The 15957-nt window shown below is 69.6% G+C and carries 17 protein-coding genes; 15 read left to right on the top strand and 2 right to left on the bottom strand.

Going from position 1 to position 15957, the window contains the following annotated elements; all coding sequences use genetic code 11:
* Positions 1–14: 14 nt before the first annotated feature.
* The gene (locus KQ305_RS06520; RefSeq protein ID WP_259724611.1) at positions 15–1019 is read left to right on the top strand and encodes a hypothetical protein; all 1005 of its coding nucleotides are present in this window, start codon (positions 15–17) and stop codon (positions 1017–1019) included.
* A gap of 16 nt (positions 1020–1035) precedes the next feature.
* Here the strand turns inward: KQ305_RS06520 and gyrA are convergent, their stop codons facing one another.
* Positions 1036–3714, bottom strand: a complete 2679-nt coding sequence (gene gyrA, locus KQ305_RS06515; protein WP_259724610.1) for a DNA gyrase subunit A — start codon at positions 3712–3714, stop codon at positions 1036–1038.
* Between the two features lie 30 nt (positions 3715–3744).
* Between gyrA and KQ305_RS06510 the strand changes: the two genes are divergently transcribed.
* From KQ305_RS06510 to rsmD, 7 genes are all read left to right on the top strand, one after another.
* Positions 3745–4902, top strand: a complete 1158-nt coding sequence (locus KQ305_RS06510; protein ID WP_259724609.1) for a homocysteine biosynthesis protein — start codon at positions 3745–3747, stop codon at positions 4900–4902.
* 71 nt (positions 4903–4973) lie between these two features.
* Positions 4974–5585 (top strand): CAAD domain-containing protein, encoded by a 612-nt coding sequence (locus KQ305_RS06505; protein ID WP_259724608.1) that lies wholly within the window; start codon positions 4974–4976, stop codon positions 5583–5585.
* 72 nt (positions 5586–5657) lie between these two features.
* Complete coding sequence (locus KQ305_RS06500) at positions 5658–6821, top strand: GuaB3 family IMP dehydrogenase-related protein (protein ID WP_259724607.1); 1164 nt, start codon at positions 5658–5660, stop codon at positions 6819–6821.
* A 282-nt stretch (positions 6822–7103) separates the two neighbouring features.
* Positions 7104–7427, top strand: a complete 324-nt coding sequence (gene trxA, locus KQ305_RS06495; protein WP_015110798.1) for a thioredoxin — start codon at positions 7104–7106, stop codon at positions 7425–7427.
* Positions 7428–7464: 37 nt separating this feature from the next.
* On the top strand, positions 7465–8523 hold the full coding sequence (locus tag KQ305_RS06490) for an LOG family protein (RefSeq protein ID WP_259724606.1): 1059 nt from the start codon (positions 7465–7467) through the stop codon (positions 8521–8523).
* Complete coding sequence (gene hisH / locus KQ305_RS06485; RefSeq protein WP_259724605.1) at positions 8520–9143, top strand: imidazole glycerol phosphate synthase subunit HisH; 624 nt, start codon at positions 8520–8522, stop codon at positions 9141–9143. The genes KQ305_RS06490 and hisH overlap by 4 nt, the downstream gene beginning before the upstream one ends.
* Positions 9140–9757, top strand: a complete 618-nt coding sequence (gene rsmD / locus KQ305_RS06480; protein WP_259724604.1) for a 16S rRNA (guanine(966)-N(2))-methyltransferase RsmD — start codon at positions 9140–9142, stop codon at positions 9755–9757. The genes hisH and rsmD overlap by 4 nt, the downstream gene beginning before the upstream one ends.
* Before the next feature lie 53 nt (positions 9758–9810).
* Here rsmD and petG read toward each other — a convergent pair whose 3' ends face one another.
* A complete protein-coding gene (petG, locus tag KQ305_RS06475) occupies positions 9811–9924 on the bottom strand; it encodes a cytochrome b6-f complex subunit V (RefSeq protein WP_006170345.1) in 114 nt (37 codons plus the stop codon).
* A 110-nt stretch (positions 9925–10034) separates the two neighbouring features.
* On the opposite strand from petG, the gene KQ305_RS06470 reads away from it, so the two are divergent.
* Genes KQ305_RS06470 through KQ305_RS06440 form a run of 7 tightly spaced genes read left to right on the top strand, consistent with a single transcriptional unit; the run spans position 10035 to position 15894 of the window.
* Positions 10035–10427, top strand: a complete 393-nt coding sequence (locus KQ305_RS06470; protein ID WP_259724603.1) for a cytochrome c — start codon at positions 10035–10037, stop codon at positions 10425–10427.
* On the top strand, positions 10424–11167 hold the full coding sequence (locus KQ305_RS06465) for an RNA methyltransferase (RefSeq protein ID WP_259724602.1): 744 nt from the start codon (positions 10424–10426) through the stop codon (positions 11165–11167). Before KQ305_RS06470 ends, KQ305_RS06465 begins: the two co-directional genes overlap by 4 nt.
* Before the next feature lie 30 nt (positions 11168–11197).
* Complete coding sequence (locus KQ305_RS06460; protein ID WP_259724601.1) at positions 11198–12262, top strand: serine hydrolase; 1065 nt, start codon at positions 11198–11200, stop codon at positions 12260–12262.
* Positions 12259–13716, top strand: coding sequence for a DUF3370 domain-containing protein (locus tag KQ305_RS06455; RefSeq protein ID WP_259724600.1), 1458 nt, complete (start codon positions 12259–12261; stop codon positions 13714–13716). The genes KQ305_RS06460 and KQ305_RS06455 overlap by 4 nt, the downstream gene beginning before the upstream one ends.
* Positions 13713–14798 (top strand): magnesium chelatase ATPase subunit I, encoded by a 1086-nt coding sequence (bchI, locus tag KQ305_RS06450; protein ID WP_259724599.1) that lies wholly within the window; start codon positions 13713–13715, stop codon positions 14796–14798. Before KQ305_RS06455 ends, bchI begins: the two co-directional genes overlap by 4 nt.
* Positions 14795–15277 carry a crossover junction endodeoxyribonuclease RuvC gene (gene ruvC / locus KQ305_RS06445; protein WP_259724598.1) on the top strand — a complete coding sequence of 161 codons (483 nt, stop codon included), beginning with the start codon at positions 14795–14797 and terminating at the stop codon, positions 15275–15277. Before bchI ends, ruvC begins: the two co-directional genes overlap by 4 nt.
* Complete coding sequence (locus KQ305_RS06440) at positions 15274–15894, top strand: 5-formyltetrahydrofolate cyclo-ligase (protein WP_259724597.1); 621 nt, start codon at positions 15274–15276, stop codon at positions 15892–15894. Before ruvC ends, KQ305_RS06440 begins: the two co-directional genes overlap by 4 nt.
* Positions 15895–15957 lie beyond the last annotated feature (63 nt).

Here is a 15957-nt window from a genome sequence, read left to right as displayed (position 1 = left end):
CTGCATCACGGCCCATGCGCGCCATCGCCCGCTGGATGCTGGCGGCGCTTGCTTGCCTGGGCCTCAGCCTGATGCTGGGCCTGGTGCCGGCGACGGCAGCGCCGGTCTCCGCCGTGCCGATCCGGGTCGCCCTGAAGGTGGACAACGTCTACCGCTTCTCCTCGCGGGAGAAGACCTTCAGCGTCGAGGGGACGCTGCGACTGTCGGCGCCGGCGGCCACCGTGCGGCAGTGGCTGGCAGCGGAGGTGGATCTCCTCGAGCTGGTGCGCTTCCAGAACCTGGTGGAGCCATGGGACTCGCTGCTGGAGGCCAGCAGCGGTCCGCTTCGCCTGGGCACGGAGCTGGGCCGCGATTACCGCTTCAACGGCAATTTCTATTCCGATGAGATCGACTACCGGGGTTACCCCTTCGGCACACTTCCCTTGCAGATCCGGCTGGTGGCCGACCCAAGCTTTCCCGCCACGATCACTGAGCCGCCCAGGATCCGGCTGGTGGCCGACAGCGCCGCCTCCGGCGTCAGCGGCCGCAGCAACATGAACGGCTACCGGCTGAGCAACTGGCGCCTGTTCCACCACCGCGGCGGCGTGGAGATGGAACTGCGTTACGAGCCCATCGGCTGGGCGGCCCTGGTGAAGTGGCTGCTGCCGCTCACGATCACGATGGTGGTGATGCTGCTCACCCCCAACCTGCGGGCCGTGTTCAGCTCCGAGCGCCTGGCGATCCCGCCGGTGATCCTGCTGACGCTGGTGTTCATGCAGCAGGCCTACCGCGATTCGCTGCCCTCCCTGCCCTATCTCACCGTGCTGGACGGGCTCTACGCCTTTTCCTACCTGGTGACCCTGGTGTTCTTCTGCCAGTTCATCTGGTGCGCCAACCGGCTGGATCGCCTCGCCAGCGAGAGCAACGGGCTGGGCTGCCCAGGGCTCGAACGCCGTTTCGAGCGCCTGGAGCTGGCCCTCCAGCTGGCCAGCCTGGCCGGCTACGGGGTGCTGCTGTTCTGGGCCTGGGGCCAGCGCTGACCGTCGCCTGGAGGGCTCAGTCGTCCGCGTCTGGGGACTCCTCAGCGGCTGGAGCCGCGTCCTCAGGGGCCTCGGTGGTGGCGGCCGGAGCCTCCGGGGTGACATCCGGCGTGACCTCAGGAACCGCCCCATCGGCCAGCTCCTCCTCCTCGGCGGCCGGCGGCACCAGCACCACTTCGGTGAGGCGATCGCCGGAATCCAGTTTCTGCAGCCGCACCCCGGTGGCCGCCCGGGACTGCTGCGGAATGGCATCGGCCTTCATGCGCACGATCACCCCCCGCTCGCTCACCAGCAGCAGTTCCTCGCCGGCGCCGAGCACCTTGAGGCCCACCAGCACGTCGCCATCCCGGCGGAACTTGATCGCCCGCAGACCCATGCCGGCGCGCCGCTGCAGCCGGAACTGATCCACCGGCACCCGCTTGCCCAGGCCGCTGGCGCTGGCCACCAGCACCCAGGGACCCTCGCTGGGGGCGACCTCGTCGCCCTCCTCCTCGTCGCCGCCGGCGGCGTCAGCCGTGCTGGCGACACGGTCCGCCAGTTCCGCCGTAAGCACATCCATGCTCACCAGCTCATCGCCGGGGCGCAGGTTCATGGCCCGTACGCCACGGGCCGTGCGGCCCAGGGGACGCAGTTCCTCGTCGCTGAGGCGGAAGTGGATCGTCATCCCCTTGAGAGAACCGATCAGCACGCTGTCGCCGGGCAGGGCCAGGCGCACCCAGCGCAGGGCATCACCGTCCTCGAGGGAGATGGCGATCAGGCCGTTGGAGCGGATGTTGCTGAAGGCCGACAACCGGGTGCGCTTGATGTAACCACCGCTGGTGAGCATCACCAGCTGCACGTTGTCGTCGAAGGCGCTCACCGCCAGCAGGGAGGTGATCGCCTCCTCGCGGGGAATCGGCAGCAACTGGACGATCGGGGTTCCCTTGGCGGAACGGCTGCTGAACGGCACACGGTAGGCAGGGATGGAGTACACCACGCCTCGGTCGCTGAACAGCAGCAGGGCGTCGTGGTCGTTGCAGCTGATGAACAGCTTCACCGCCTCTTCGCCCTGGCTGCGGGTGCCGGCCTTGCCACGGGTGCCGCGGCTGGTGGCCTCGAACTCGCTCACCGGCATCCGCTTGAGATAGCCGTTTTCGGTGAGCAGCACCACCGAGCGCTCATTGGCGATCAGGTCGATGTCTTCGAGGCCGCCTTCGAGATCCAGAATCTCGGTGCGGCGGGGGGAGTCGTAGCGGCTGCGCAGCACATGGAGTTCCTCCTGGATCAGCCCCAGAACGCGCTCTTTCCGGCCGAGGATGTCGGTGTAGTCGGCGATCTTGGCGACGAGGTCGTCATGTTCCAGGCGGATCTTGTCGGCCTCCAGGGCCGTGAGGCGCCGCAGCTGCATCTGCAGGATGGCGTCGGCCTGGATCTCGCTGAGGCCATGGCGCTCCTGCAGCTGGGCCCGGGCGGTGGCGGTGTCGGGGGCGGCCCGGATCAGGGCGATGATCGGATCGAGCTGGTCGAGGGCCAGCAGCATGCCCTGCAGAATGTGGTCGCGCTCCTGGGCCTTGCGCAGGAAGTAGCGGGTGCGCCGCTCGATCGTGCCGATGCGGAACTCGAGGAACACCCGCAACATGCGGCCGAGGGTGAGCAGCACCGGCTCCCCCTTCACCAGGGCCAGCATGTAGGCGCTGAAGTTGTTCTGCAGCGGGGTGAGCTTGAACAGGTTGTTCAGCACCACCTGGGGGTAGGCGTCGCGGCGCAGTTCGATCACGATGCGCATGCCATCGCGATCGCTTTCGTCGCGGATGTCGGCGATGCCCTCGAGCTTCTTGTCGTTGACCAGCTCGGCGATGCGCTCGATCAGGGCGGCCTTGTTGGTCTGGTAGGGGAGTTCGGTGATGATCACCGCGTCCCGGTCAGGGCGGCCCTTGGCTTCCACCGTCTCGATGGAGGCCACCCCCCGCATGGTGATCGAACCGCGACCGGTGGTGTAGGTCTCGCGGATGCCGCGGCGGCCGAGGATCTGGCCGCCGGTGGGGAAGTCGGGTCCGGGGATGATCGCCATCAGGGCCCGGTCCTCGATCTCCGGGTCGTCGATCAGGGCCAGCAGGCCATCGATCAGTTCGGTGAGGTTGTGGGGGGGGATGTTGGTGGCCATCCCCACGGCGATGCCAGACGACCCATTGAGCAGCAGATGCGGCACCCGGGCCGGCATCACGGTGGGTTCCTGCTGGGAGCCGTCGAAGTTGTCGATGTAATCGACGGTCTCGGCTTCGATGTCCTCCAGCAGGCTGTCGGTGGTCAGGGCCTGCAGGCGCGATTCGGTGTACCGCATGGCGGCCGGCGGATCGTTGTCGACCGAACCGAAGTTGCCGTGCCCATCGATCAAGGGCATGCGCATGGAGAAGTCCTGGGCCATGCGCACCAGGGCGTCGTAGACGGCCGTGTCGCCGTGGGGGTGGTACTTACCGAGCACCTCCCCCACGACGCGGGCGCATTTCCGATAGGGCCGGTCGCTGGTCAGACCGAGCTCGTACATGGCGTACAGGATGCGCCGGTGCACCGGCTTGAGGCCATCGCGGGCATCGGGCAAGGCCCTCCCCACGATCACGCTCATCGCATACTCCAGATAGGAGCGCGACATCTCATTGCGCAAGTCGGTCTGGATGATCCGTCCGTCGGATTCACCGGGTCCGGTTGGATCCGCCATGCAAGACCATATGGGGCACACCCCACTCTAATGAAGACCCTGCCGGCCCGTCGTGAATCGGCCCTGCGCCAGCGTCAGCGCAAGGGCGTGCTGCGGGTGCGGGCCGCCGCCGACTTCCGCTGCCTGGTGGCTGAGGCCGGGCTGGCGGAGGCCTACGACAGCACCGACGTGGTGGTGGCCGCCAACGCCGAATTCACCGATCAGGGCAGCCTGCACCTCAACATCGGTCCCAGCGACCCACCGATCCGCTTCCGGGAGGCCCAGCTCGAGGCCCTCGGGGCCCAGGGCGGCGGCGGCGGCGGTGACCTGGTGCTGCCGATCGGCGGCGGCTTCGGGGAGGCCCAGCGACAGGGGGGAGCCCATCTGCTCGACCGCTTGCTCCAAGGGGGCTCCCTGACCCTCACCGCCAGCGGGGAGGTCACCGCCCTGCACCCGCGGCGGGACCTGCTGGCCCAGCTCGACCTGGAACGGATCGGGTCCGGCCGGCTGCTGCTGCACCGGGCCATCAGCGAAAACGGCGTGGTGGCCGTGAGCAGCGCCGAGGGGGTGCTGCGCAGCCCCTGGGGACCCGTGCTGGGACCGTTCGGGAATGCGCTCTACGGCTGCGGCGGCGCCGGCAGCATCGGCCTGACCATGCCGGGACTGGCGCTGCTGGGGCCGGGCTCACCGGTGCTGGTGGCGGGGGCCATCGGCTGGGTGGTGGGCAGCGGCAGCGGTCACCAGCCGGGGGTGCCGCGCTCCGCCGGCGGCCACGCCCTCAGCCCGGGTGCCGTGGCGGCGGTGAGCGTTGATCTGCATGGGCTGCGCTCCGAATGGCTGCGGCCCTGCTTCTTCGAGGGGCACGGGGCCGGACTGCTGGTGGGCCTGGCGGCCCCGGTCCCCCTGATCAACGAAGCGGTGGCCCGCCAGGCCGCCTGCGGCGACGAGGACCTGGAGGCGCCCGTACTGGATGTGGCGATTCCGCGGCGCCTGCGGCCCCGCTTCGGCTCGGTCAGCTACGCCCGGCTCAAATCCGGCCTGATCCAGGTGGAGGGGCGCCGTGTGACCGCCGCTCCGGCCCACAGTCCACGGCTGGCCGAAGCCGTCGGTGCGGAGCTGATCGCCTGGCTCCAGGACGGTCGCTTTCCGCTGCACCTGCCGGTCCAGCCGCTCTCGGGGCGTGGCGGTCTGATTCCCCTCGACAGCTGAACTCCCCGCACGCCGCGGCAGCGGTGGCGGAAAACGGCCGTAAGCTCCGCGATGAGCTTCCGGCGCCAGCCATGGCCGAGACCCCCTTCAGCCCCGAATCCCCCTTCAGCCCTGAGCCTCCCTCCAGTCCCGAGGCTCAGGACAGCGGACCGTCGTCCCAGCCATGGCCGACCGAGCCGGCTGAGGTGACATCGGAACCCGTCAGCCCCGAGCCGGAACCCGTAACGCCAGAGCCGGAACCGATCCTGGCCGGGCCGGATCCCGAAGCGGACGCCCCGGATCCCGAAGCGGACACCCCGGATGCCGGCATCGCCGCCATCGTTGAGGTGCCCCCCCTGGAGGGCTCCACCGACCCGGCAGAGGATGGCGGCGGGGAGTTCGATCTGCTGCTGCAGAAGATCAGGGACTGGATCGGCAGCGGTGAGCTCCAGGCCCAGTGGCAGCGTTTCCGCGGCCCCCTCAAGGGCCTGGCGATCCTCATCGGCGTCGTGCTGCTGTTGCGGGTTTATGCGTCCCTGATCGGCACCCTGGACAGCCTGCCCCTGGTGGGCGGCCTGCTGGAGCTGGTGGGCGTGATCGCCGTGACCCGTTTCAGCATCACCAGGCTGGTGCGCAAGAGCGATCGGGAGCAGGTCTTCGCCGACTGGAGCCGCCGCTGGAGTGAATTCCGCGGCAGGGAGTGATTCCCCGCCCGGGATCGTCCAGGGGCCGCCGCGGACCGGTTGATAGTTTGTGCCCACTGTGTCCGTCCAACGGTGAACATTCAGCTCGGTCGCTCCAGGACCGTCCGCCGCGCCTACGGCATCGACGAAATCGCCCTTGTCCCGGGCGGCCGCACCGTCGATCCCGAGGTGACGGACAGCAGTTGGAGCCTGGGGGGCATCCAGCGGGAGATTCCGATCATCGCCAGCGCCATGGACGGGGTGGTGGATGTGGGCATGTGCATCGAACTCACCCGGCTGGGGGCCCTGGGGGTGCTGAACCTGGAGGGCGTCCAGTGCCGCTATGACGATCCCGAACCGATCCTGGATCGGATCGCCTCGGTGGGCCGCGATGAGTTCGTGGGCCTGATGCAGGACCTCTACAGCCAGCCGGTTCGCGAAGACCTGGTGCGTCAGCGGATCGCGGAGATCAAGGCGGGCGGCGGCATCGCGGCGGTGAGCGCCACCCCGGCGGCGGCCCTGCGCTTCGGGGCGGCGGTGGCCGAATCGGGCGCCGACCTTTTCTTCGTGCAGGCCACGGTGGTCTCCACCGAACACATCGGCCCCGAAGGCCGCCAGACCCTCGATCTGGCCGCCCTCTGCCGCGATCTGGGCGTGCCCGTGGTGATCGGCAACTGCGTCACCTACGACGTCACCCTGCAACTGATGCGGGCGGGGGCCGCCGGCGTGATGGTGGGCATCGGCCCCGGCGCCGCCTGCACCTCCCGGGGCGTGCTCGGTGTCGGCATTCCCCAGGCCACGGCCGTGGCCGACTGCGCCGCCGCCCGGGACGACTACGAGCGTGAAAGCGGGCGTTACGTGCCGGTGGTGGCCGATGGCGGCATCGTCACCGGCGGTGACATCTGCAAATGCCTGGCCTGTGGTGCGGATGCGGTGATGATCGGCTCCCCGATCGCCCGGGCCTCCGAAGCCCCAGGCCGCGGCTTCCACTGGGGGATGGCCACCCCCAGCCCGGTGCTGCCCCGTGGCACTCGCATCAAGGTGGGCACCACCGGCAGCCTCGAGAAGATCCTCCGGGGTCCGGCGGGCCTCGACGACGGCACCCAGAACCTGCTCGGCTGCATCCGCACCTCCATGGGCACCCTGGGGGCCCGCACCCTCAAGGAGATGCGGGAGGTGGAGGTGGTGGTGGCCCCGTCCCTGCTGACCGAGGGCAAGGTGTATCAGAAGGCCCAGCAACTGGGCATGGGCAAGTAGCACAGCGAGGTCCGCCCTGGACCACACCAAAGCGTCGCAAGGCTGGACAACACGGCCTCAAGGCGAGATGGAGGCTAATCTCTGGATGTGGGGGCTCCGGCTCGCACACTCCTCACACCCCCCGGCCCGGCGTGTCCGGGCTTTTTGTCTTCCCCTCCGTTCGGCCGGCTGCCTTGCTCCCTGGAGTTGCCGGTTCCGCTACGGCCTGCAACGCTGACTCCTCCCCAGGGGAGAGCAGCCGAACCCGGTTGCTAGATTCATTCCATCCCGAGTTTGCAAGGAATGTCCAGCGCCGCTGCCGTCACCGATGCCTCCTTCGAGCAAGACGTGCTCAAGAGTGATGTGCCCGTGCTGGTTGATTTCTGGGCCCCCTGGTGTGGCCCATGCCGCATGGTGGCGCCGATTGTCGATGAAATCGCCAAGGAATACGAAGGCAAGATCCGCGTCTACAAGCTCAACACCGACGAGAATCCCAACGTCGCAAGCCAGTACGGCATCCGCAGCATTCCCACCCTGATGCTCTTCAAAGGCGGCCAGAAAGTTGACACCGTCGTGGGTGCCGTTCCCAAGAACACCCTGTCCGGCACCATCTCCAAATACCTCTGAAACCGTTCCGCTGACGCCGCCCCTCTCCTCGAACCCAGTGCCGGCGGCGGGCAGAAGTCCCCTCCAGGCCCTCGCCGACGAGCTTCATGGGCACCCCCAGCGCCGCCAGATCGAGCGGGCGGTGGTGTCCCTCCTTCAGGTGGCGCGCCAGGAAAAGGAGGAGCAGGAATGGCGTCTGATCGCAGGCTGCCTGGCTGACATCAGTGAGGCCCTGGAGGTCTTCCGGCCCCGCCGCAGCGCCCGCAAGATCAGCGTGTTCGGCTCGGCCCGCACCCGTCGCGACGACCCTTGCTACCTGCTGGCCGAAGCGGTGGCCCGGCTGGCCGTGGAGGCCGGTTTCGAAGTGATGACCGGTGCGGGGGCGGGCGTCATGGAGGGCGCCAACAGCGGCGCCGGCTGTGAGCACAGCATCGGCCTCAACGTGGACCTGCCCTTTGAGCAGCGTCCCAACCCCTACGTGAGTGCCTGCGACGACCGCCTGCTCTACTTCCGCTATTTCTTCACCCGCAAGCTGTTCTTCCTGATGGAGAGCGATGCCCTCGTGGTGATGCCGGGGGGATTCGGCACCCTGGATGAACTGTTCGAATGCCTCACCCTCATCCAGACGGGCCGCACATCGCCCATTCCCCTGGTGCTGCTCTGCCCGCCCGGCGACGATTTCTGGAGTGTCTGGAAGCGCAATGTCCGTCACGAACTCGCCACCCGGGAGCTGATCTCTCCGGAGGATGTGGATCTGATGGTGGAAGCCACGAGCGCCGAAGAAGCGGTGGCCCACATCTGCCGTTTCTACCGGGTGTTCCACAGCGCCCAGCTGGGGCAGGACCGCATCGAGCTGCTGCTCAATGCCGAGGTGCCGCGCGCCCTGCTGCCGGAGCTGAACCGCCGCTTCGCCGATCTGCTGGACCAGGGCGCCATCCAGAGCGGCGAGGGGGTCGACGACAATGGCCTGCTCAGGCCCTGCCTGCAGCTGCGCTTCGACAAGCGCCGCGTCGGACGGCTCTACCAGTTCATCGATCACCTCAACGGTCTCGATCTGCCCGCCTCCTCGGCCCTGGAGCATCCGGCCGAGCGGGTTCCCACCGGCAGCCAACCATGAGCCGCATCGGCCTGATCGATTACGGCATGGGCAACCTGCACTCGGTGCAGCGCAGCTTTGCCAGGCTTGGCGCCGAGCTGGTCAGCGTGCACAGCCCGGCCGACCTGGAACCCTGTGACGCCCTGGTGCTGCCGGGGGTGGGGGCCTTCGATCCGGCCATGGAGCGGCTGCGCGCGGCGGGGCTGGAGCCGGCCCTGCGCCGCTCCTGCGCCAGCGGGCGGCCCCTGCTGGGGATCTGCCTGGGGCTGCAGTTGCTGTTTGAAGCCAGCGAGGAGGGCCAGGCCGAAGGGCTGGGGGTGCTGGCCGGCCGGGTCACAACCCTGCCCCGGGTGGCGGGCCACCCCCTGCCCCACATGGGCTGGGCTCCCCTGATCCCGGCCACCGCCAGCCCGCTGCTGGACGCCCGCACCCCCGAGGCCTGGGTCTACTTCGTGCACTCCTTCGCCGCCGTGCCGGCCGTGCCGGAAGCCACCACGGCCCAGGTGGATTACGCCGGCACCCTGGTCACCGCGGCGGTCTGGCACGGCACCATCGCCGCCTGCCAGTTTCACCCGGAGAAGTCCGGGCCGGTGGGGGAAGCGATGCTGCGCCGCTGGCTCGACTGGGTGGCCGCCCTGTGACCTTGCGGGTCAGCGGGGGGCGCCGCCTGCAAAGCCCCCCCGGCAGCACCGCCCGACCCACCTCAGCCCGTGTGCGGCTGGCGGTGATGAACCTGCTGGCCGCCGAGATCCCCGGTAGCCGCTGGCTGGATCTGTGCTGTGGCAGCGGCGTGATGGCCTGCGAGGCCCTGCAGCGAGGCGCTTCTCACGTGATGGCGGTCGAGCGGGATCGCCGCATCGCCGCGGTGGCCAGGAGCAACCTGGTAGCCACCCTGGGCGGACGGGAGGTTCCGGAAGGGGCGGAGGCCCAACGGGTGCAGGTGGCGCAGGCGGACGTGCTGCGCTGGTTGGCGACGCGGCGGAGCGCAGCCCCGCCCATCAGCTTCGATCTGATCTACGTCGATCCGCCCTACGCGGCCGGACTGCACGGACCGATCGCTGCGGCGGTTCGCTCGGGACGGTGGATGGCGCCGGGCGGCACCCTGCTGTGGGAATGCGCCTCGGACGGGATTCCGCCAGACCCCCCGGGGTGGCAGCGGCGCGACTGTCGCCGCTATGGCGGCACTACGCTGGTATTGCTACAAGAGTTGCCTGCCCAGGACGGAACCACCCACCCGGAGGGATCCATCCCCTGACCACCAGCTCCTCCGCCCGGCCCGGGATCAAGGCTCCAGGCCCAGCGCCCCGATCAGCCCCCGAGGGCACTGCCGCGGCGGTACTGATTCCAGGCCGCCACGAAGAGCCCGACCAAGGTGATGGGGATCAGTCCAAGCACGATGCCGCAGAGGAGGGGTTCGATCATGGAGGGGCGGAGGCTTCAGGCGATGCACAATTCTTCCACGACTCCCGCCGGCGACGCGAGCCCCTCTGCAGCACCGTGATCAGCCCGTCCTCCACCCCCCCCCTGTCGCCGTGACGCCCGCCACTGTCACCGAGGCCAACCAGCCCCCCGCCCAGCGCCGCAGCCTCGTGGCGGCCCTGGCGACCCTGGCGGCGGTGGCCTGCATCCTGCTGGTGGTGGTGGTATTGCCGGCGGCCCGCAGCGATCCCTACACCCGCCAGACCCTCGATCTCACCGGCTCGGCCACGGACGGAGGTCGCCTGTTCCGGCTCAACTGCGCCGGCTGCCATGGCCTCGCCGCCCAGGGGCTGGTGGGTCCCAATCTGCACGGCGTCGACCGACGTAAGAACGATCGCCAGCTGATCCAGCAGGTGGTGAGCGGGCGCACCCCACCGATGCCGAGCTTCCAGCCGGAACCCCAGGCCATGGCCGATCTGCTGGCGTTTCTGCACGCGCTGCCTTGAGCCCCAAGCTGGTCCTGGTCGAACCGGCCGGCCCCCTCAACGTGGGCAGCGTGGCCAGGCTCTGTCGCACCTATGGCATCGAGGACCTGCGGCTGGTTGCCCCCCGTTGTGATCCCCTGGGCGATGAGGCCCGCCTGATGGCCGTCAAGGGCCTGCCCCTGCTGCAGCAGGCGCGCCTGTTTCCCACCCTGGCCGCCGCCCTGGCCGACTGCGGGCGGGTGGTGGCCACCAGCGGCCGACCGGAGGGCGAGCCCCTGCCCCTCGAGGATCCCGAAGACGCCCTGGCCTGGCTGCTGGCGGGCGATCCGGTGCTGCCGTCGGCTCTGGTGTTCGGCCGGGAGGACCGGGGTCTCAGCAACGACGAGCTGCTGCAGGCCGGCCGGCTCCTGCAGATCCCCACCCCCACACCCCACGGCTCCCTCAACCTCTCCCATGCGGTGGCCGTGGTGCTGCACGACCTGCACCGACTGGTCCGGCAGGCTCCATCCCCGGCTGTCGCCGCTGTCAGCGAAGCCCCCTGCCCCAGGGGGGTGATTGAAGCCATGCTCAGCGACGCCGAGGAGCTGTTGCTGGAGGTCGGATTCCTGCTGCCCCACACCGCCCATGCCCGGATGGCCAAATTTCGTGCCCTGCTGCAACGCGGTCAGGTCAGTGCCCCGGAGGTGGCCCTGCTGCGGGGCCTGGTGTGCCAGTTGCGCTGGGCGAGTCGTCGCCCTTTCCCTTCGTCCCAGGACCACTAGCGTCGACCCATTGCCCCAGGGTCCTTTTCCGTGCGTGCTGGCCGTCCATCCCGTCCCCCCAGCAACCCCTGGCTTCGCCCGGTGGGTCTGGTGCTGCGGCTCATCGTGCTGGGGGTGGGTCTGGGTGTGATCGTGGGCACTGCCCTCAAGCTGCTGGAGCCACGTCTCGTGCAGGGGGCGATCGGCACCCCCGCCCCGGCCACACCCGTATTGAAGAAACCGGGCACCGGATCAATGGCCATGGGCCGGTTCGAGCCACGCCGGGAGCTGGTTGGCCTGAGCCAGCAATGGACCCGGCTGGCGGCCGCCCAGAAGGATCTGACCGCCAGCGGCTTCCTGCTGGTGCTCGACGACGGTCGCTTCGCCCAGATGCAGCCGGATCTGGCTCTTCCGGCGGCCAGCGCCATCAAGGTGCCGATCCTGCTGGCCAGCCTGGAGGACCTGGATGGCGGCAAGCTGCGCTGGAACGAGCCCATGCCCCTGACCAAGGAGGTGTTGGGGGGTGGAGCCGGCTGGATGGCCAACAAGCCTTTGGGCACCCGCTTTCCGTTCTACGAAGCCGCCACCGAGATGATCCGGGTGAGCGATAACACCGCCACCAACCTGCTGATCCGTCGCCTGGGCGGCAAGACCACCCTCAACAGCCGTTTCCGCAGCCTCGGTCTGCCCGCCACGGTGGTGAACAACTGGCTGCCGGACCTTGACGGCACCAACACCACCAGTTCCCGCGATCTGGCCCGCTCCATCGCCCTGGTGGACACCGGCGACAAGCTCACCCCCCGGGCGCGTGATCTGTTCAGGGAAATCATGGCCACGTCACGCACCAACACCCTGATCCCCCTTGGCCTGCTGATGGGAATCGGCAAGGAGGCTTCCGATCCCGACAGCGAGCTGCTGCCCAAGGGCATCACCGTCTACAACAAAACCGGCGACATCGGCATCGCCTACGCCGATGCCGCCCTCATCCAGCTGCCCGATGGCCAGCGGGCCGTGGCGGCCTTCATGGTCAAGGGTCCGTTCAACGACCCCCGCTCCGCCGAGCTGATCCGGGCGATGGCCGGCACCGTCGCCAAAACCCTCGTCAAAGGCCAATGAGAGCCGCCATCCCCGCCCTGCTGCTGCCGTGGCTGACCACCCTGGGCAGCCCCCTGCTGGCCCAGCCCAAGCCGTCTCCAGCCCCGAAGCCGCCGCTGCTGCGGCCGGGCACCGTGGCGCCCCTGCCCGGTCGGCTGGATGCGGTGCCGATGTTGAACGACAACAACCCCGAGGTGATCAAGGGGCCTGGCATCCTGCTCTCCACCTTCGATGGCCAACGGGGCTACGCCGGCCGGCCCCTGGGTGAGCCCTCGGCGCACCTCAACACGGCCGTCAACGGCCCCTTTGAGCTGTTCAGCCACCACATCTACGCCGGAACTCCAGAGAGCCTCGACTCCACCCTCTGGCTGGCGGTGGTGGCGGCTCCCCGGGGCAATGCAGCGGTGAAGCTGAGGACGGTAGCGGGCTCCACTGCCCTGTCCCAGTCAGTGAACGCCGACCAGCCCTCGGCCCCCTTCCTGCCCCTGCCGGCCCTGTTGGAGCAAGGCAGCACGCCGATCTGGGCCGGCCCCGGCAGCCGGGTGGCCACCGAGTTGCTGGCACGGCAGCGCAGTCCCCTGGTGCCGGAGGGCTGGACCCTGCCGCCGGGGAAGCTGAGCACGCTCCTGGTGCTGCCGCTGCCGGTGCGTGGCCTCGATCCGTTGCTCAACGGCCTCAACCTGCAGTTGCGCCTCAACAGCGACGGACCGGTGGACGTGGCCACCCTGGCGGCGTTCGGCCCTGTCGACCGGCCGCCGGATGCGGCCACCTGGCAGCGTCTGCTGCAGGGCGGCCTCAGCCAGAAGGAGCACAGCCCCAGCCCCAGGGGAGCCAGCGGCCCGATGATCTACTCCCGCGTCAGCGGGGTGCAGGTGGGCAGCGCCTGGCAGGGGCGGATCACCGATCCCGGCCGGACGACCCTGTCCGTGAGCCGGGCGCCGATCTCCTGGCCGATCAGTTCCCTGGAGCGGGGCACCCTGGGCACCGGCCAGGTGCAGACGGCCACCCTGCGCTCCTTCTATCCCGGCACCGCCTGGGCCGCCCATGGCAACTACGGCGTCACCTACGACCTCAGCCTGCCGCTGCTCAACGACACAGGCGCACCGGCGCGGCTCGCGGTGGCCCTTGAATCTCCGCTCAAGAGCGACCAGCCCCTGGGCGGCCTGCGCTTCAACACCACCCCGGCGCGGGCGGTGATGTTCCGGGGCACCGTCGAGGTCAGCGGCCTCGACACCGAGGCGGGCGGCCCCGGCGGACGGCGCCGCTTCCACCTCGTGCTGCGGGCCGGCCAGCAGGGGCCGACTCTGGGCACGGTCAGCCTGCGCCCCGGCCAGAAGCGGCAGCTGCGGGTGCGGCTGATCTATCCGGCCGATGCCACGCCGCCCCAGGTGCTGTCGCTGATCCCGGTGGCCCCGGGGGTGGCCCCAGGGGCGGCTGTGAAACAATCCGTGGCTCCGACCGTAACCAGCCCGTGACGCCAACCAGGAAGCGCAGGGTCTTCCCCTTCACCGCCATCGTGGGGCAGGAGGAGATGAAGCTGGCGCTGCTGCTCAACGTGATCGACCCCCGCATCGGCGGGGTGATGATCATGGGCGACCGGGGCACGGGCAAATCCACCACCATCCGGGCCCTGGCCGATCTGCTGCCAGCGATCGACGTGGTGGCAGGAGATCCCTACAACAGCTCACCGAGCGACCCCGACCTGCAGAGCAGCGAGGTGCGTCAGAGGGCTGAACGGGGAGAGTCGCTGCCCGTGGAAGCCCGCCAGGTTCCGATGGTCGACCTGCCGCTGGGGGCCACCGAAGACCGGCTCTGCGGCACGATCGACATCGAGAAGGCCCTCAGCGAGGGCGTACGAGCCTTCGAGCCGGGGCTGCTGGCCAAGGCCAACCGGGGCCTGCTCTACGTCGACGAGGTGAACCTGCTCGACGACCACCTGGTGGATGTGTTGCTGGATTCGGCCGCTTCCGGCTGGAACACGGTGGAACGGGAGGGGGTATCGGTGCGGCACCCGGCCCGTTTCGTCCTGATCGGCTCCGGCAACCCGGAGGAGGGGGAGCTGCGCCCCCAGCTGCTCGATCGCTTCGGCATGAGCGTGGAGGTGCGCACCGTGCGCGATCCCGAGCTGCGGGTGCAGGTGGTGGATCAGCGCACCAGCTTCGATGCCGACCCCGACAGCTTCAGCGACCGCCTGCAGAGCACCCAGGAGGCCCTGCAGGCCCGGGTGGTGGTGGCCCAGGAACGGCTGCCCCAGGTGAGCATCGACGACGATCTGCGCATTCGCATCTCGGCGGTCTGCGGCGAACTGGATGTGGACGGGCTGCGGGGCGACATCGTCACCAACCGGGCCGCCCGGGCCCTGGCGGCCTTCGAGGGCCACCTCGAGGTGAGCGACGACGACGTGGCCCGCGTGGTGGCCTGCTGCCTGCGTCACCGGCTGCGCAAGGACCCGCTTGAGCAGATCGACTCCGGCGATCGGGTGGTGAAGATGTTCTGCAAGGTGTTCGACCACGCCGGAGGCGACCCCTCCGCCTTCCAGCTGGCCCTGGCGGGGTGAGGATTCTGGGCATCGATCCCGGCCTTGCCCGCGTCGGCTACGGGGTGATCGATGTGGAGGGTCGCTCCGCCGCAGGCGGCGGCCACCAGCGCCTGCTGGATTGCGGCATGATCCGCACCGAACCGGGCCGCAGCGACGGCGACCGCATGGTGGAGATCGCCAGGGATCTGCGGGTGATCGTGCGCCGCTGGCGGCCCCAGCTGGCGGCGGTGGAGAAGTTTTTCTTCTACCGCTCCAGCACCACCATCGCGGTGGTCCAGGCCCGGGGGGTGGTGATGATGACCCTGGCCCGCTTCGCCATCCCGGTGGTGGAGTTCCCACCCATGCAGATCAAGCTGGCCGTGGCGGGTTCGGGCCACGCCGAGAAGGACGAGGTGCTGGTGGCAGTGATGCGGGAGCTGGATCTGCAGACCCCCCCTCGCCCCGATGACGCCGCTGACGCCCTGGCGGTGGCCCTGACGGGGTGGTTCCAGCGGTGAGTGCACCACCAGCCAGCGGCCCCTCCAAGCAGGAGCTGCGGCGCCTGTTCCGACGGCGGCGGCGGCAGAGCCTGCCGGAAGCCGCCCCCGGAATCCTGGCGACAGCCCAACGGCACCTGGCCGCCCTTTTGGGCGCGCGTAGCGGCGATCTCGGGCTCTACTGGCCCCTGGGCAGCGAGCCCGACCTGCGCCCCCTGGCCCCGGCCTGGGCAGGCCGGCTGGCCCTGCCGGCGGTGGCCGAAGGCGCCCTGGTGTACCGGGCCTGGGTTCCGGGCGATCCCCTGGCCGACGACGCCTGCGGCATTCCGGCACCGATCACGCTGGCACCCGGGCATCGGCACGGCCAGGAGCGGTCGCCAGGGGCCATGGCCCTGCTGCTGGTCCCCGCCCTGGCGGTGGCACCCTGCGGCCTGAGGCTGGGCTCCGGCGGTGGCTGGTACGACCGGCTGCGAGCCGACCCACTCTGGGCCGCGGTGCCGGCGCTGGCGGTGCTGCCCGCTGCCTGCACGGGGGCGACATTGCCCCGTGATTCCTGGGACATCCCCTTCGACGGCTGGATCGATGAATGGGACTGCCACCTCACCGAAGCGGGACGGCGGAAGATTGCAAGCTCTTAACGAACGCCCTCCTGACGGGCCAATCTCCCGTTCGTTTGCCAGGATCTGCCCAGTGCATCCGTG

Source organism: Synechococcus sp. CS-1332 (genome assembly GCF_025127995.1).
Taxonomy (GTDB): Bacteria; Cyanobacteriota; Cyanobacteriia; order PCC-6307; family Cyanobiaceae; genus Cyanobium.
Note: the sequence above shows the minus strand (reverse complement) of the source record. Positions and strands in the feature narration are given on the sequence as shown.